16 protein-coding genes and 1 tRNA gene are annotated in these 14,830 nt (G+C 64.7%); 10 read left to right on the forward strand and 7 right to left on the reverse strand.

The window, feature by feature from the left end:
- Nucleotides 1-173: 173 nt before the first annotated feature.
- Nucleotides 174-695 carry a MarR family winged helix-turn-helix transcriptional regulator gene (locus VQ042_RS12830; RefSeq protein WP_331819828.1) on the reverse strand — a complete coding sequence of 174 codons (522 nt, stop codon included), beginning with the start codon at nt 693-695 and terminating at the stop codon, nt 174-176.
- 192 nt (nt 696-887) lie between these two features.
- On the opposite strand from VQ042_RS12830, the gene VQ042_RS12835 reads away from it, so the two are divergent.
- Both VQ042_RS12835 and VQ042_RS12840 read left to right on the forward strand, forming a co-directional pair.
- Nucleotides 888-2,945, forward strand: coding sequence for a M3 family metallopeptidase (locus VQ042_RS12835; protein ID WP_331819830.1), 2,058 nt, complete (start codon nt 888-890; stop codon nt 2,943-2,945).
- Nucleotides 2,946-3,069: 124 nt separating this feature from the next.
- Nucleotides 3,070-4,647, forward strand: coding sequence for an alkaline phosphatase D family protein (locus tag VQ042_RS12840; RefSeq protein ID WP_331819831.1), 1,578 nt, complete (start codon nt 3,070-3,072; stop codon nt 4,645-4,647).
- Nucleotides 4,648-4,726: 79 nt separating this feature from the next.
- Here the strand turns inward: VQ042_RS12840 and VQ042_RS12845 are convergent, their stop codons facing one another.
- Entirely contained in the window at nt 4,727-4,936 is a 210-nt protein-coding gene (locus VQ042_RS12845) for a hypothetical protein (protein ID WP_331819833.1), read from the reverse strand.
- Between the two features lie 312 nt (nt 4,937-5,248).
- Here VQ042_RS12845 and typA point away from each other — a divergent pair, with 312 nt between their 5' ends.
- Nucleotides 5,249-7,075 (forward strand): translational GTPase TypA, encoded by a 1,827-nt coding sequence (gene typA / locus VQ042_RS12850; protein WP_331819835.1) that lies wholly within the window; start codon nt 5,249-5,251, stop codon nt 7,073-7,075.
- Between the two features lie 128 nt (nt 7,076-7,203).
- Here the strand turns inward: typA and VQ042_RS12855 are convergent, their stop codons facing one another.
- Nucleotides 7,204-8,415 carry an aminotransferase class V-fold PLP-dependent enzyme gene (locus VQ042_RS12855; protein ID WP_331819836.1) on the reverse strand — a complete coding sequence of 404 codons (1,212 nt, stop codon included), beginning with the start codon at nt 8,413-8,415 and terminating at the stop codon, nt 7,204-7,206.
- A 208-nt stretch (nt 8,416-8,623) separates the two neighbouring features.
- On the opposite strand from VQ042_RS12855, the gene VQ042_RS12860 reads away from it, so the two are divergent.
- The 4 genes from VQ042_RS12860 (at nt 8,624) to VQ042_RS12875 (ending at nt 10,788) form a co-directional block, all read left to right on the forward strand.
- A complete protein-coding gene (locus tag VQ042_RS12860; RefSeq protein ID WP_331819838.1) occupies nt 8,624-9,004 on the forward strand; it encodes a PH domain-containing protein in 381 nt (126 codons plus the stop codon).
- 152 nt (nt 9,005-9,156) lie between these two features.
- On the forward strand, nt 9,157-9,663 hold the full coding sequence (locus VQ042_RS12865; RefSeq protein WP_331819840.1) for a GNAT family N-acetyltransferase: 507 nt from the start codon (nt 9,157-9,159) through the stop codon (nt 9,661-9,663).
- Nucleotides 9,664-9,859: 196 nt separating this feature from the next.
- Complete coding sequence (ppa, locus tag VQ042_RS12870; RefSeq protein WP_331819842.1) at nt 9,860-10,396, forward strand: inorganic diphosphatase; 537 nt, start codon at nt 9,860-9,862, stop codon at nt 10,394-10,396.
- Nucleotides 10,397-10,638: 242 nt separating this feature from the next.
- Nucleotides 10,639-10,788 (forward strand): DUF1127 domain-containing protein, encoded by a 150-nt coding sequence (locus VQ042_RS12875; protein WP_331819844.1) that lies wholly within the window; start codon nt 10,639-10,641, stop codon nt 10,786-10,788.
- Between the two features lie 118 nt (nt 10,789-10,906).
- Here VQ042_RS12875 and VQ042_RS12880 read toward each other — a convergent pair whose 3' ends face one another.
- Complete coding sequence (locus tag VQ042_RS12880) at nt 10,907-11,179, reverse strand: DUF167 family protein (RefSeq protein ID WP_331819846.1); 273 nt, start codon at nt 11,177-11,179, stop codon at nt 10,907-10,909.
- Nucleotides 11,180-11,251: 72 nt separating this feature from the next.
- Nucleotides 11,252-11,554, reverse strand: coding sequence for a YggT family protein (locus VQ042_RS12885; protein ID WP_331819848.1), 303 nt, complete (start codon nt 11,552-11,554; stop codon nt 11,252-11,254).
- A 176-nt stretch (nt 11,555-11,730) separates the two neighbouring features.
- Between VQ042_RS12885 and VQ042_RS12890 the strand changes: the two genes are divergently transcribed.
- A tRNA-Ala gene (locus tag VQ042_RS12890) sits at nt 11,731-11,806 on the forward strand.
- A gap of 384 nt (nt 11,807-12,190) precedes the next feature.
- Here the strand turns inward: VQ042_RS12890 and VQ042_RS12895 are convergent.
- Nucleotides 12,191-12,802, reverse strand: a complete 612-nt coding sequence (locus VQ042_RS12895; protein WP_331819850.1) for a hypothetical protein — start codon at nt 12,800-12,802, stop codon at nt 12,191-12,193.
- Between the two features lie 406 nt (nt 12,803-13,208).
- On the opposite strand from VQ042_RS12895, the gene VQ042_RS12900 reads away from it, so the two are divergent.
- Together VQ042_RS12900 and VQ042_RS12905 are read left to right on the forward strand one after the other, a co-directional pair.
- Nucleotides 13,209-13,844 (forward strand): recombinase family protein, encoded by a 636-nt coding sequence (locus VQ042_RS12900; protein ID WP_331819852.1) that lies wholly within the window; start codon nt 13,209-13,211, stop codon nt 13,842-13,844.
- Nucleotides 13,845-13,853: 9 nt separating this feature from the next.
- Nucleotides 13,854-14,324 carry a hypothetical protein gene (locus VQ042_RS12905; RefSeq protein ID WP_331819854.1) on the forward strand — a complete coding sequence of 157 codons (471 nt, stop codon included), beginning with the start codon at nt 13,854-13,856 and terminating at the stop codon, nt 14,322-14,324.
- Between the two features lie 231 nt (nt 14,325-14,555).
- Here VQ042_RS12905 and VQ042_RS12910 read toward each other — a convergent pair.
- On the reverse strand, nt 14,556-14,830 hold a 275-nt coding region (locus VQ042_RS12910), incomplete at its 5' end, for a type IIL restriction-modification enzyme MmeI (RefSeq protein ID WP_331819856.1).

The raw sequence follows: 14,830 nt of genomic DNA on the forward strand, positions 1-14,830 counted from the left end.
GCGATGCCGCGGCAGGAAGGGCACCGTGCCAGGACGTCCGGCATCTAGGGCCGTCGCCCAACCCTGCCAGGCGAGAGCATCGGCCCGAAAACGACGATCGATTCCCGGACAAGCACGATGCGGTCATTCGGCAGGCGGGAGCGTCCCCTGTGCGTCTTGTCGCACGCGAGGCTCTAGGCGGCGCCCTTGACCGTGTCTTCTCCGACATCGGCCAGTGCGGCCCTGTCATCCGGGGCGTCGTCGCTGTCGCTCAGCGGGATGTTGGTCAGGTTCGCCCGCATCTTGCGCATGATCATGTCGACCGTCTTGCGCTCGTCCTCGGACAGGCCGCTGACGGTGCGCTCGTAGACCGCCAGCGCGACCGGGCGGGCTTCCTCGAAGACCCGTTCCGCCGAATTCGTCGGCGCGATGACCTTGGCGCGCCGGTCGTTGGGATCGACCGAGCGGCTGATCAGGCCGCGCGCTTCCAGGCGGTCGAGATAGGCCGACAGGGTCATCGGCTCGACGCCCATGCGCTCGGCCAGGACCGCCTGCCGCGAGCCGCTGTAGCGGCCGACATAGGCGAGCGCGCGGATTTCGCCTGGCGTCAGTTCCAGCCCGGCGTCGATGACGGCTTTCTCGAAGGCCTGGCGATAGAGCCGACCGAGATCCACAATGACGAAGCCAAGGGCATTGCCCGGTAGAAGTTGCGACATGATTGCGGCCCTTGCGTTTACATGTTCCGGCGAGCCGTACCGGCTCCGATTGACGTCACTCGCTCGTAGCGGAAGCGACCGATTTCGCTTCACAGCTCTTGCAGAATAGCACGACGGCCTTCCATTCGAACCCATCTCCCATCATCTACGCTTGGGTTCGGCCGACAGCCGAGGCGGATAAAGGCGAGACAGATGCACGATTTCCCCCACACGGTAACGCAAACCAATCATGAACTTGGCGGATTAGCCAACGAAGTGCCGAACTTCGACCAGTTTCGCGCCAAGGATTTTCCTGCCGCGTTCCGCACGGCGATGGCCGAGCACCTGACCGAGATTGCCGCGATCGCCGACAATCCCGCCCCGGCGAGCTTCGACAATACGGTGGCGGCGCTGGAGCGCGCCGGTCGGCAACTGGAGGCTGTGGCGCGGATCTTCTTCACCCTGGCCGGCGCCCATACGAGCCCACAGCTGCAGGAGGTGGAGCGCGACATTTCGCCGCTTCTCTCCCGTCACTCGTCTCAAATCACTCTCAACGCTGAACTTTTCGCTCGCATCGACGCCGTTCATGCGCGCCGGGCCGAGCTGGCAGAGCTGTCGGCCGAGGATCTGCGGTGTCTGGAGCGCATGCATGCGAGCTTCGTTCGCAGCGGCGCACGCCTCGAGGGCGCCGACCGTGAGAGGCTGGCGGAGATCGACGCCGAGCGGTCGTCCCTCGGCACGCGCTTTTCCCAGAACATCCTGGCGGACGAACACGATTGGGTGATGGCGCTCGGCAAGGAAGACCTCGACGGCCTGCCGGACGATCTTGTGTCCACCATGGCCGGCGTTGCCGCCGAGCGCGGCCTCGAGGGGCATGCCGTGACCCTGTCGCGGTCGGTGGTCGTTCCGTTCCTGTCCTATTCCACCCGGCGGGACCTGCGCGAGACGGTGTTCCGCGACTGGACCAGCCGCGGCGAGAACGAGGGCCCCTCCGACAACCGCCAGATCATGGCCGACATCCTGCGGCTGCGCAGCGAGAAGGCGCGGCTGCTCGGCTTCGAGAGCTTCGCGGCCTACAAGCTCGACGACACGATGGCCAAGACCCCCGCTGCCGTGCGCAATCTCCTCGAAGAGGTCTGGGAGCACGCCAAGGCGCGCGCCGCCAGCGATGCCGCGGCGCTGCGCAAGCTGGCCGGCGGGCGGGGCGACAATCATCCGCTGGCGCCGTGGGACTGGCGCTATTACGCCGAGCAGCGCCGACAGACGGAGTTCGCCATCGACGAGAGCGAGCTGAAGCCGTATTTCGAGCTCGACCGGATGATCACCGCCGCCTTCGACGTGGCGGGCCGGCTGTTCGGCCTGACCTTCACGCCGCTGCCGGACGCCAGGGCCTGGCATCCCGATGTGCGGGCCTGGCAGGTGAGTGACCGCGACGGCCGGCCACGCGGGCTCTTCCTCGGCGATTATTTCGCCCGGCAGTCGAAGCGGTCGGGCGCCTGGATGAGCGCCCTGCGCGGCCAGCACAAGCTCGATGGCGGGCAGCTACCGATCATCTACAACGTCTGCAATTTCGCCAAGCCGAGCGCGGGGCAGCCGGCGCTGCTGTCGCTGGACGATGCGCGCACGCTGTTTCATGAATTCGGCCACGCCCTGCACGGCCTTCTCTCCGACGTGACCTGGCCGTCGCTTGCCGGAACGGCGGTGGCGCGCGACTTCGTCGAACTGCCCTCGCAGCTCTACGAGCACTGGCTGACGGTGCCCTCGGTGCTGGAACAGCATGCCCGGCATGTAAGCACTGACGCCCCCCTGCCGAAGCCGCTGCTCGACAAGATGCTCGCCGCCAAGAGCTTCGATGCCGGGTTCGACACCGTGGAATATACCGCCTCGGCGCTGATCGATCTGGGGCTGCACGAAATGACGGAGGTGCCCGACAAGCCGCTGGCGGCCGAGCGGGCGATGCTGGACGACCTCGGCATGCCGGCCGAGATCGTCATGCGCCACCGCTCGCCGCACTTCGCGCACATCTTCTCGGGCGACGGCTATTCGGCGGGATACTATTCCTACATGTGGTCGGAAGTGCTGGACGCGGACGCCTTCGAGGCCTTCGAGGAGACCGGCGATCCCTTCGATCCGGGCACCGCGGAGCGGCTTCGGCAGCACGTCTATTCGGCCGGCAATTCCCGCGATGCCGCGGATCTCTACACGGCGTTTCGCGGGCGCATGCCGGCATCGGATGCGCTGCTGCGCAAGCGCGGATTCGTGGCGGACTGACACCGGTTCCAGAATACGCAGGCCGGGCCGAGATTTGGAATGACTCGAAAGTTTCGCAGGGCTGCAATCGCAGTGCCACGCAAAGGAACGATCGTGCGGGCCTCTTTCCACTGGAGGTCCATCGATGTCACGCTTTGCCCTGTCGCGCCGCCGCTTCCTCGCCTCGTCGGGAGCGGCTGCGCTCGTCGCCGGTTCCGGCCTCGCCATGCCGGCGATCAGCCGCGCGGCCAGCCGCCCAGCCTTCACCCACGGCGTCCAGACCGGCGACGTCGACGCGACCTCCGGCATGGTGTGGACGCGGGCCGACCGCCCGGCGCGCCTCGATTTCGAATGGGCGACGACCGAGAGCTTCTCCAACGTCCACAAGCTGCACAGCCTGACGACGCTGCCGGAATCGGACTTCACCGCCAAGCGGCTGATCGCCGGCCTGCCGTCGGACCAGGAGATCTTCTGGCGCGCCGTCGCCACCGACCTGGCTGACGTCAACGCCGTCTCCGAGCCGATCGTGGGACGCTTCCGCACAGCGCCGGCCTCGCGCCGCTCGGTGAAGTTCGCCTGGTCCGGCGACACGGTCGGGCAGGGCTGGGGCATCGACGAGAGCCGCGGCGGCATGAAGGCCTACGCCACCATGGCGCGTCATGCGCCGGACTTCTTCCTGCATTCGGGCGACACGATCTATGCCGACGGTCCGCTGAAGGAGAGCGTCGACCTGCCCGACGGCAGCGTCTGGAACAATGTCGTCATCCCCGAGAAGATGAAAGTCGCCGAGACGCTGGACGAATTCCGCGGCCAGTGGAAATACAATCTCATGGACGAGAACGTGAAGGCGATGAACGCCGCGGTCCCGACCTTCTTCCAGTGGTACGACCACGAGGTCATCAACAACTGGTCGTCGACGAAGGACCTGACCGCCGACGACCGCTATGCCGTCAAGGACGTCGCGCTCCTGGCCGCCCGCAGCGCCCGCGCCTTCCACGAGATGACGCCCATCGGCTACGTCGCCGAAGAGCCGGGCCGGGTCTATCGCAAGATCGCCTATGGCCCGCTGCTCGACGTGTTCTTCCTCGACCTGCGTTCCTATCGCGGAGGCAATACCGAGGGCATGCAGGACAATGCCTCCGAGGCGACGCAGATTCTGGGCGCCCGGCAGATCGCCTGGCTGAAGCGGGAACTGGCGAATTCGAACGCCACGTGGAAGGTCATCGCCTCCGACATGCCGATCGGCCTCGTGGTCTGGGACACCGTCGGCGAGACGAAGTTCGTCGAGGCGGTCGCCAACAGCGATGGTGGCGCGCCGAAGGGCCGCGAGATGGAATTCGCCGGCCTGCTGCGCTTCATCAAGTCGGCCGGCATCACCAACACGGTGTGGCTCACCGCCGACGTTCACTACACCGCGGCCCATCACTACAGCCCGGATCGCGCCGCCTTCCAGGATTTCGAGCCCTTCTGGGAGTTCGTGTCCGGTCCGATCCACGCCGGAACCTTCGGCCCCAACGACCTCGACATGACCTTCGGGCCGGAAGTGCGCTTCGTGAAGGCGCCGAGCGAGGAGCAGGGCGCCAACCTGCCGCCCTCCATGGGCCTGCAGTTCTTCGGCCTCGTCGAGATCGACGGCGACAGCGAGCAGATGACCGTCCGGCTGATGGATGCCGACGACGCGGAACTGTGGACGACGACCCTCGACCCGGTCCGCCAGGGCTGAGGCTCTCCTGTCGCGCCGACCTGCGAACCGTGACCCAGGCGGGCGAAAACTCGCCTGGGGCCCACCCCCCGGCGGATGGTCAGCTGTCCCGGATCGTCCTGTCGGGCCAGCGCCCCGCCACCGCGGGCCCGACGAACCGGCCGGTGATCGCGCTGCGATGCGCCCCGTGGGTTGAGCCGCCACCCCGGGTTTCACTGACCGTGGTCTTGGGATGCTTCGTGGCCTGCGATTTCGTCACGAACTGGCCGGAGCCGGCGTCCCGAAAGGTTTTACCGCTGCCGCTTTTCATTGCGTCATCCTTCCGCAAATTGTGCGAATCGACTGTCAACGCAATGAGAGTTCGGTGTTTGTTCCGTTGTGTCAAGCGATGCGAAGCACTTGTTTGCCCAACTCTGTTGTCGCGAGGCCTCGCAATGACTAGATATGTTGCTCATCCGGTCGTGGTCGAACCGCTGCAGATCGCTGCAGCGTGTTGGTCGCGCCGGATAAACGCGCCTCCACCTTTCGCACCTGCACAAATTGCTGTATGGGAGCGTGGAATTCGCGCCGGACGGACCATTGCTGGTCTCGCCACGGCCTTAACTCGTTTCCGGTGATACTTATGAAGCTCCGCAACATCGCGATCATCGCGCATGTCGATCATGGCAAGACCACACTCGTCGACAAGCTGCTGGCCCAGTCGGGCTCGTTCCGCGAAAACCAGCGCACCGAAGATCGCGCGATGGACTCCAACGACCTGGAGAAGGAGCGCGGCATCACGATCCTGGCCAAGGCCACTTCGGTGGAGTGGAAGGATACCCGCATCAACATCGTCGACACCCCGGGCCACGCCGATTTCGGCGGGGAGGTGGAGCGCATCCTGAACATGGTGGATGGCGCGGTGATCCTGGTCGACGCGTCGGAAGGCCCGATGCCGCAGACCAAGTTCGTGCTCGGCAAGGCGCTGAAGGTCGGCCTGAAGCCGATCGTGGCGATCAACAAGATCGACCGCTCGGACGAGCGCCACCAGGAAGTGCTGAACGAGATCTTCGACCTGTTTGTGTCGCTGGACGCCACCGAGGAGCAGCTCGACTTCCCGATCCTGTATGGCTCGGGCCGCGGCGGCTGGATGGCCGAGGAGCCGGAAGGCCCGCAGGACCAGGGCCTGACCCCGCTGTTCGACCTGATCCTGAAGCATGTCCCCGAGCCGGACACGGCCGGCAAGGACGAGCCGTTCAAGATGATCGGCACCATCCTCGAAGCCAACCCGTTCCTGGGACGCCTGATTACCGGCCGCATCCAGTCGGGCTCGATCCGGCCGAACCAGGCGGTCAAGGTGCTGCATGGGGACGGCAAGCTGCTCGAGAATGGCCGGATCTCCAAGATCCTTGCCTTCCGCGGCCTCGATCGCGTGCCGCTGGAATTTGCCGAAGCCGGTGACATCGTCGCCATCGCGGGCCTGTCGAAGGGCACCGTCGCCGACACCTTCTGCGATCCGGCCGTCACCGAGCCGCTCCACGCCCAGCCGATCGATCCGCCGACGGTGACGATGTCCTTCATCGTCAACGATTCGCCGCTGGCCGGCACCGAGGGCGACAAGGTCACCAGCCGCGTCATCCGTGACCGTCTCCTGAAGGAGGCCGAGGGCAACGTCGCGCTGAAGATCGAGGAAGCCGACGACAAGGATTCGTTCTACGTCTCGGGCCGCGGCGAGCTGCAGCTGGCCGTGCTGATCGAGACCATGCGCCGCGAAGGCTTCGAGATCGGCATCTCGCGGCCGCGCGTCGTCATGAAGGAAGGTGAGAACGGCGAGACTCTGGAGCCGATCGAAGAGGTGGTCATCGACGTCGACGAGGAGCATTCCGGCGTCGTCGTGCAGAAGATGAGCGAACGCAAGGCCGAGATGATCGAGCTGCGCCCGTCTGGCGGCGATCGCCAGCGCCTGGTCTTCCATGCGCCGACGCGCGGCCTCATCGGCTACCAGTCGGAGCTTCTGACCGACACACGCGGCACGGCGATCATGAACCGCCTGTTCCACTCCTACGCGCCGTTCAAGGGTGAGCTTCCGGGCCGCAACACCGGCGTCCTGATCTCCAACGACACCGGTGAGAGCGTGGCCTTCGCCATGTTCAACCTGGAAGATCGCGGCCCGATGGTCATCGACGCCGGCGTAAAGGTCTATGCCGGCATGATCATCGGCATCCACACCCGCGAGAACGACCTGGAAGTGAACGTCCTGAAGGGCAAGAAGCTGACCAACATGCGCGCGTCGGGCAAGGACGAGGCGATCAAGCTGACCCCGCCGATCCGCATGACGCTCGACCGGGCGCTGTCCTGGATCCAGGACGACGAGCTGGTCGAAGTGACGCCGAAGACCATCCGGCTGCGCAAGATCTATCTCGATTCCAACGAGCGCAAGCGCTTCGACAAGAGCCGCAAGGCGGCCTGATCCGCCACCGGCTTCGGGCCAGACAGAAAGGGCCGCGCATTCCATCGGGATGCGCGGCCTTTTTTCGTTGGGGCGGACCGATGCCGTCGGTGTCTTGAGATCGTGCGTCCTGTCGGCCGCGCGGTGCCCTATTCCGCGGCGTGCCGCGTGATGGCGCTGTCCTCGGAGGTCTGATCCCGGTACCAGGCCTGCGCGGCGGCAACGCCCGCGCCGAGCTCGATGCGGGCGCCGGCATCGGCCAGTGCCATCTCGGCGACGCCGAGCGCCGTCAGGCACATCGGCGCGTTCAGGTCGCCCAGATGGCCGATGCGGAACACCTTGCCGGAGAGCTGCCCCAGTCCGCCGCCCAGGGACGTGTCGTAGCGGTCATAGGCGGTGCGGATGACCCGGTTGGCGTCGACGCCGTCGGGCACGCGGATCGCCGACACCGTGTCGGAATGCCATTGCAGCGCCACGGCCTGCAGCTTCAGGCCCCAGGCGGCGACGCCGCGCCGCACGCCTTCGGCCAGCCGGTGATGGCGGGCGAAGACGTTGTCGAGGCCTTCCTCGAACAGCATGTCCAGCGCCGCCCGCAGCCCGTGGAAGAACTGCGTCGGCGGCGTGTAGGGGAAGAAGCCGTTGTCGTTGTGGGTGATCATGTCGGCGAAGGCGAAATAGGTGCGCTCCATCTTCGGCCGGTTGTCCCGGGCCGCCGCCAGTGCCTTGTCGGAGACGGCCAGGAAGGACAGGCCGGCCGGCAGCATGAACCCCTTCTGCGAACCGGCGACGGCGAGATCGACGCCCCATTCGTCCTGCCGGAAATCGATCGAGCCGATCGACGAGACGCCGTCGACGAAGATCAGGGCCGGGTGCTGGTGGGCATCGAGCAGTCGCCGGACGCCGGCGACGTCCGAGGTTACGCCCGTCGCGGTTTCGTTGTGGGTCACGAAGACGGCGCGGATCGCATGCGCCCTGTCGGCCGCGATGGCCTGCTCGTAGTCGTCGAGCGGCACGCCGGCGCCCCATTCCACGTCGATGGCATGGACGTCGAGCCCCAGGCGCTGGGCCATGTCGACCCACAGATGCGAGAACTGGCCGAAGCGCGACATCAGCACCTTGTCGCCACGGGCGAGGGTGTTCTGGATCGCCGCCTCCCAGGCGCCGGTGCCGGACGAGGGGTACATGAAGACCCGGCCCTCACGCATCCGGAAGACGCGCTTCAGGTCTTCGAAGAGCGGCAGCGACAGCTCCGGAAAATCGGGTGCGCGCTGGTCCTCCATGGTCACGTTCATGGCCCGCCGGACGCGTTCCGGCACGTTGGTGGGGCCCGGAATGTAGAGATGCCGGATGCCGTGCTTCATGCGATCCTCCCAGATGCGCGGCCGCGCGGACGCAATCCGCCCGCTTGTGGTCGGGGTACTGTAATCGGCAGCGCCGGTTAGGCAAAGTTTCAAATTCTGAACCAAGGATAAGAAATTCTGACGGGCGGGCCCGGGCCAGATGGCGGGTGGACAGGTTCGGGCCGCTGCCCGACATTGCCGCCAACCCAATCACGAGGACATGGATGCCATGGGACTTCTTTCCGGCCTGATGGGCCTATCCAGCGATGCCGACGTGGAAGCGGTGGAGGCCGATCTCGCGCCGATCCTCCTGCCCGACGAGCCGGTGGAACTCGCCTTCCAGGTCGTGCGCGACCTGCTGGTCTTCACCGACCTGCGCCTGATCATGGTGGACAAGCAGGGCATGACCGGCCGCAAGCGGCACATCCAGTCGCTGCCCTATCGGTCGATCACCATGTTCGCGATCGAGACGGCCGGCAGCTTCGACGCGGATTCGGAAATGACGCTGTGGGTCTCCGGACAGCCGCCGATCACCCGGCCGCTGTCGCGCCGCGCCGACATTGCCGGCATCCAGCGGGCGTTGGCGCAGGGCGTCCTGGCCCGCAAATAGCCCGCGGTCGATCCATCCAGCCGGTAAAAACCGGGGGATAGCGCGTCACGGCGCCCCTGTCGGACTCCGAGACCACTACAGTTGCCCGCGAATCGCCGGACGTCCCGGCGAGCCGAGACGGATCGTTCCATGTGGTGTATGGTTAAGCTTCCATGAAGACGCTTGCCGCCGAAATCCGCCTGGCCGAACCGCGTGATGCCCCCGAGTTGTCGGCCGTCCACGACGCGTCCTGGCGCGGCGCTTATGGCGGTCTCATCCCGCATCGCTGCCTGGAGAAGATGATCGGCCGGCGCGACGCCGGCTGGTGGAGCGGCGCGATCCGCAGCGGCGCAGCGATCCTCGTCGTGGAATTTGCCGGCGCGCCGGTGGGCTACGCCACGCTCGGCCGCAACCGCACCAGGGCGTTCCAGGCCGAGGGCGAGATCTACGAGCTTTATCTCCAGCCGGAATATCAGGGGCTCGGCTTCGGCAAGCGCCTGTTCAAGTCCGCCGTCGACCTGCTGCAGGAGCGCGGGCTGAAGGGCCTCGTGGTCTGGGCACTGGCGGAAAACCACCGGGCGATCGAATTCTATGGCCGTCTCGGCGGCCGCGACATCGCCCAAGGCAGCGAGCGCTTCGAGACCCGCGAGGTCGCCAAGGTCGCGTTCGTCTGGACCTGACCGGCGGCCGGCCGACGGACCGCTCCGGCACCTTCACAGGCTTTGTTGCACCGCATCCCCGGAGCGGCTAGAGCGTCTGCGGAAACCGCACCTGCAACGCGCGATCATAGGTCGGCACGGGTCGCATGCGCCTCCTCCGGGAAGCGCAGGCGGGCCGCCCGTTCGGATCGACAGGCCACATCTGGAAGGAAGACCCATGCGCATCGACGCGATCGCCCGCGGCAACAACCCGCCGGAAGACATCAACGTCATCATCGAAGTGCCGCTGGGCGGCCATCCGATCAAATACGAGATGGACAAGGAAGCCGGCTGCCTGGTCGTCGACCGTTTCCTCTACACGCCGATGACCTATCCGGGCAATTACGGCTTCGTGCCGCACACCCTGTCCGACGATGGCGATCCGATCGACGTACTGATCTGCAACACCCGCCCGCTGTTTCCCGGTTGCGTGATCAATTGCCGCCCGATCGGCGTGCTGGTCATGGAAGACAACAGCGGCGAGGACGAGAAGATCATCGCCGTGCCGTCGCCGCAAATCACCCGGCGCTTCGAGAACGTCAACGAATACAGCGATCTGCCGGAGATCACCCTGTTGCAGATCGCGCATTTCTTCGAGCACTACAAGGATCTGGAGCCCGGCAAGTGGGTCAAGATCGGCGACTGGGGCGACAGCGCCAAGGCGCGGTCGCTGATCACCGCCGCCATCGAGCGCGCCGGCGCCGCCAAGGGCTGAGCTGTACCCGGCCAAGTTAGAGCGGGCATCTGACGAAAGGGCGTGGCGGACAACTGCCGCGCCCTTTCTGCGTCCGGCGCAGGGCGCACGAGGCCTGAGCTTATCGGAGCAGACCTTAACATCCGGATGACTGCGTCATGCGCAGAATGCACACGAGACGTGCAGCAAAACGCACTCCTTTTGTGCAGAGCGATCTCTTATGTGAGGGCTATCGAAAACCCCAAACCCTGGAATCAGGTCCCATGTTTCGCCGCATCACTACCCGCCTCAACACCTATCGCAATCATCGCAACCAGATCCGCCAGCTGGAAATGATGGACGACCGCGAGCTCGCCGACATCGGCGTCGGCCGGTCGCAGATCACCCAGGCTGTCCGCTTCGGCCGCGTCTGACTGTAACTGCCGCGGCGAGTAACGCCGCGTTCGGGCGGAGGTTTTCTCTGCCCACGTAAACGGATGCCACGCCGCCTTCGAATGATTTCGGGCGGCGTTTTGGTGTCCGCCATCGGGTTCAGAGCGCGTCGAGCGCCAAATCCAGGCGCTTCGGCTCTCCCACGCCGCGCAGGGTCTTCATCCGCGCAGTCTGGCCGGACACGATGGTCACGGCCGACCGGGGCACGCCAAGGGTCTTCGCCACGAGCCTGAGAAGCGCCGCATTGGCCTTGCCGTCCTCCGGCACTGCGCGGACACGGGCCTTCAGCCACATCCTGCCGGCCGCGTCCGTGCCGCGACCCTCGACCCGGTCGGCGGCCGATTTCGGCGTCAGCCGCACGTCGACCAGCACGGCGCCGTCGCCGTCACGGCGCCAGAAGCGTGCCGGCGCCGCGTCCGGTTCGCAGGGCTGCGCGGCGATGGCTCAGATGCCGGCGCTGTAGATCGCCGGGTTGATGTAGACCGCGATCAGATACTGCAGGAACATGATGGCGAACAGGACGATCAGCGGCGACAGGTCGATGCCGCCCAGATCTGGCAGGAAGCGCCGGATGCGGCGATAGACCGGCTCGGTCATCTGCCACAGGAAGCGGCCGACGGAATCGACGAAGGGATTGCCGGGATTGACGATGTTGAACGCGTAGAGCCACGACAGCACGGCCGAAGCGATCACGATCCACCAGTACAGATTGAGCGCCTGGTAGAGAACATAGGTGACTGCAAGCATCAAATCGGGCCCTTTGCGATGATGGTTCGGGATGTAGCCATCGTCCCGCCGATGCGCAAGCCGAGCCGGGTCACCGGGCGTCCTACCAGCGCCGTCGTTGCCGCGCCGGCGCCCCGCGCAAGGGGGCGTTGACAGGGCCGCGGCCGCGGCACTAAATGCCGCTCGAAATGGTGGACGGGGCTGTAGCTCAGTTGGGAGAGCGCGTCGTTCGCAATGACGAGGTCAGCGGTTCGATCCCGCTCAGCTCCACCAACTCCACCATCGCGCCCAATCCCTGTTAATTTTCAACGAGTTATTCGTGGGCGCAGAAGTCCTGCGTACCCAGGAACGTACCCAAGAAGCGTACCCGCGGAAAGACTGGATAATAACTGGTCTGGTAGCGGGTGAGGACGCGTGGTCTCTTCAGCAGACATGCTGCCCCTCGGGTCGGAATGTTTAGTGCAAATTTCCGAGCGCCCATTCAATGTATGGGACCCGCGCGTCGAATACCCCCGTCGGGGGGGCTTCAGAACTTATTGGAGGCTTCGCGATCAATCGAGACCTCTTCGACGATCCTCGGGTGATCTAGATCAGAATATCGAGCCCGAGTATGCCACACCCGCTGATGTCGGTTGCCCCTCCTCGACTGTTACGCTGTCAGCCTTCGGAGCCGCCATCCAACTGCGCCAAACCGGCGAGCCAGCGGATAAATGCTGCGCCCTCATTCATGGCGAGGATCTGTAACTCCGCGGGCATGCCGACAGGGGCCTCCTGCGGTTGCCCGTGGCGATAATGATGGGCGGCTTCCACCCACTCTCTGAAGCTAGCTACGAGCCGCTGCGCCGACCGCTGCGCCACCGGATCATTCCCATATGCCTGCGCCACAAGCGGCTCGAGGTGGTCGCGGATCTCCTTGGCACCCAACCTAGGTGCGCGAGAGAACATGAGTTTGAAGAGGATCTCGGCAGCCTCAAAAGTCTCTCGCAACGGGCGTGGGCCGCTTTGCGGATCAAGCAACGCATCGTTCGCCCGTTGAAACGCTACAACGACACCTTCAAAGCGGCGATCTTGAAGGGCGCGGATCGTCGACTGACGAACAACCTCGTGCGCTTCATCAACAGCGAAGTGAACAATTCCGTCGTTGTCCACCCGGTACTGTAGCTCCTCCTCGTCGAAGATGGTTTCAATGGAGCGAACCCAGTTTCGTTGTCTCTGGTCATCTCTCAGCGCCTCGTGGACGAGAGTAACCGTATCCAAAAGGTCGCGCACCTCGCCTCTTAAAACGAACGAGGACCAGTCCCACCCGTATCCGCCTGCAATTCGAACACCAAGTCGTCCGGGTATGAGATCTCCTGCTAAACGGTCGCGTATCGGACCACTCAACGTGTTCGTCAAAACGGTCAGGTAGCGTCGTCTAAACCGGGCGCTGTCACTCAGAGACACGTTTCCGCGAAGGTACAACTGACTGAACCGTGTCATTTTGGCTCCGGCCTTGTGGAGGGATTGAAGGAGCATCGGCCCGCCTTCTCGGGTCAATGTCAATCCAGTGTCCGCAGGGGTATACCCCAGTGGACATCGGAAACCCACGTCTAGATGTGTCCGCTCGGGTTGACCCTCGCCCTACGGACGGCTATCTCTACGGACGCAATCCATACGGACACCAGTGAGAGTAGCCATGCGCACCATCTTCTACGCCCGCGTCTCGACCGCCGAGCAGACACTGAGCCACCAGCAAACCCAGGCTGAGAAGGCCGGATACGTCTTCGACATGGTCATTGCGGACGATGGTGTGTCGGGCGTTTCGGTGAAACTGAGGGACCGCCCTCAAGGGCGCCGGCTCTTCGATCTCCTTAACGAGGGCGACACACTGGTTGTCCGATGGATCGACCGGCTCGGACGCAACTATGCCGACGTGACGGATACGATCCGAGAGTTCATTCGGCGCGGCGTTGTCGTGCGAACGATCATCAACGGAATGGTCTTCGACGGGGCAACCCAGGACCCCATGCAGGAGGCCATAAGGGGCGCACAGATCGCGTTCATGGCCGCGATGGCACAGGCACAAGCCGAGGGCACGAAGGACGCTCAGAGGGCCGGCATAGACGCTGCAAAGGACGCCAAGAACGGGGCGTACCGAGGCCGCAAGCCGAGCTACGATAGCCGGCAACTTGAGGAGGTCGTCGATCTCGTCGGCAAGGGGATCGGTATCGCCGAAGTAGCCAGAACGGTTGGTGTCACGCGGCAGACGGTCTACCGTATCAAGAACGACGAAGCGTCAGCGAGGAAGACGTTAGCCACATGGACAAACTGAGGGGGAACGATGTCCGAAACGAATGCTCCAAGCCGACCCAGTGAACTGCCAGAGACCTTCCTGCTGGGAGCGACCGCAGAGATCACGAAGAACGGCGTTCGCGGCATCGACTTCACCGATGAGGGGCGCAACACGAAAGACATAGTCTATGTGATGGCGCTCGAAGACGGACGTGTCATCCGTGTCGGCGAGACCAAGGGTTCGCTAGCGGCGCGATGGTCCCGCCCATTGGGCTGGCTCGACGTGGAGAGCGAGAGCGCACCGGGGCGTCCGAACGAAGCGAACGATATGTCCCGCCTTCGGAATGCTTTGGACGGCAGTGTGTTGGCCATTTGGGTTAAGGAAGCCGAGAAACACTCGATCTCCTATCTCGGCTCGGACGAGAGCGTGAGCCTTCGCCATTCCGAAGAGGTCTATCTTGATCGTGTCCTGCAGCCGGTGGTCGGACGCCCCCTAAGTCCCCGAGAGCAGTCCCGTTGACCGGATGTGTAGCCTGAGCCCTAAGCGACTGCCCGTTCCTGATTGAGCGCGAAGAGGCGAGCGAGGATGTCGTCGTCGGATAGATCAGCAGGCCACCCATAGGCCGCAGCCACAACTTCATCCAATGTCCGGTGGGCATGATCCAGCCAAGCGGGACGCTCGTTGTAGAGGTTCGTCAGCGTCCGCTTCTGTAGAACCTTCGCGGCCTCGGGGCTAACCGGGACAATGCGGTCAGGAAAGCCGGGGACATCCGCGTGAACATCGCGCCGGAAGGAGCTTCACGTCCTCGGCGAACATGCAGAACACGAGCCGGTTGATGAAGTGCGCCACCGTCTCCGGCTGATGGCCCCGAGAACGCAGCGACTTGGCGAGATCGGCGAACTCACCGGCGACCTGCGGATTCCGATTCAAACCGGCCGGGTATTCCGATTTGAAGTCGGCCACCATTCCGGGATGAAGCCGGCCAGCATTCCGATCAATAACCGGCCACCCTCCGGCGTCTGAAG

Origin of the sequence: Aurantimonas sp. A2-1-M11 (assembly GCF_036549475.1) — a bacterium.
Taxonomy (GTDB): domain Bacteria; phylum Pseudomonadota; class Alphaproteobacteria; order Rhizobiales; family Rhizobiaceae; genus Aurantimonas.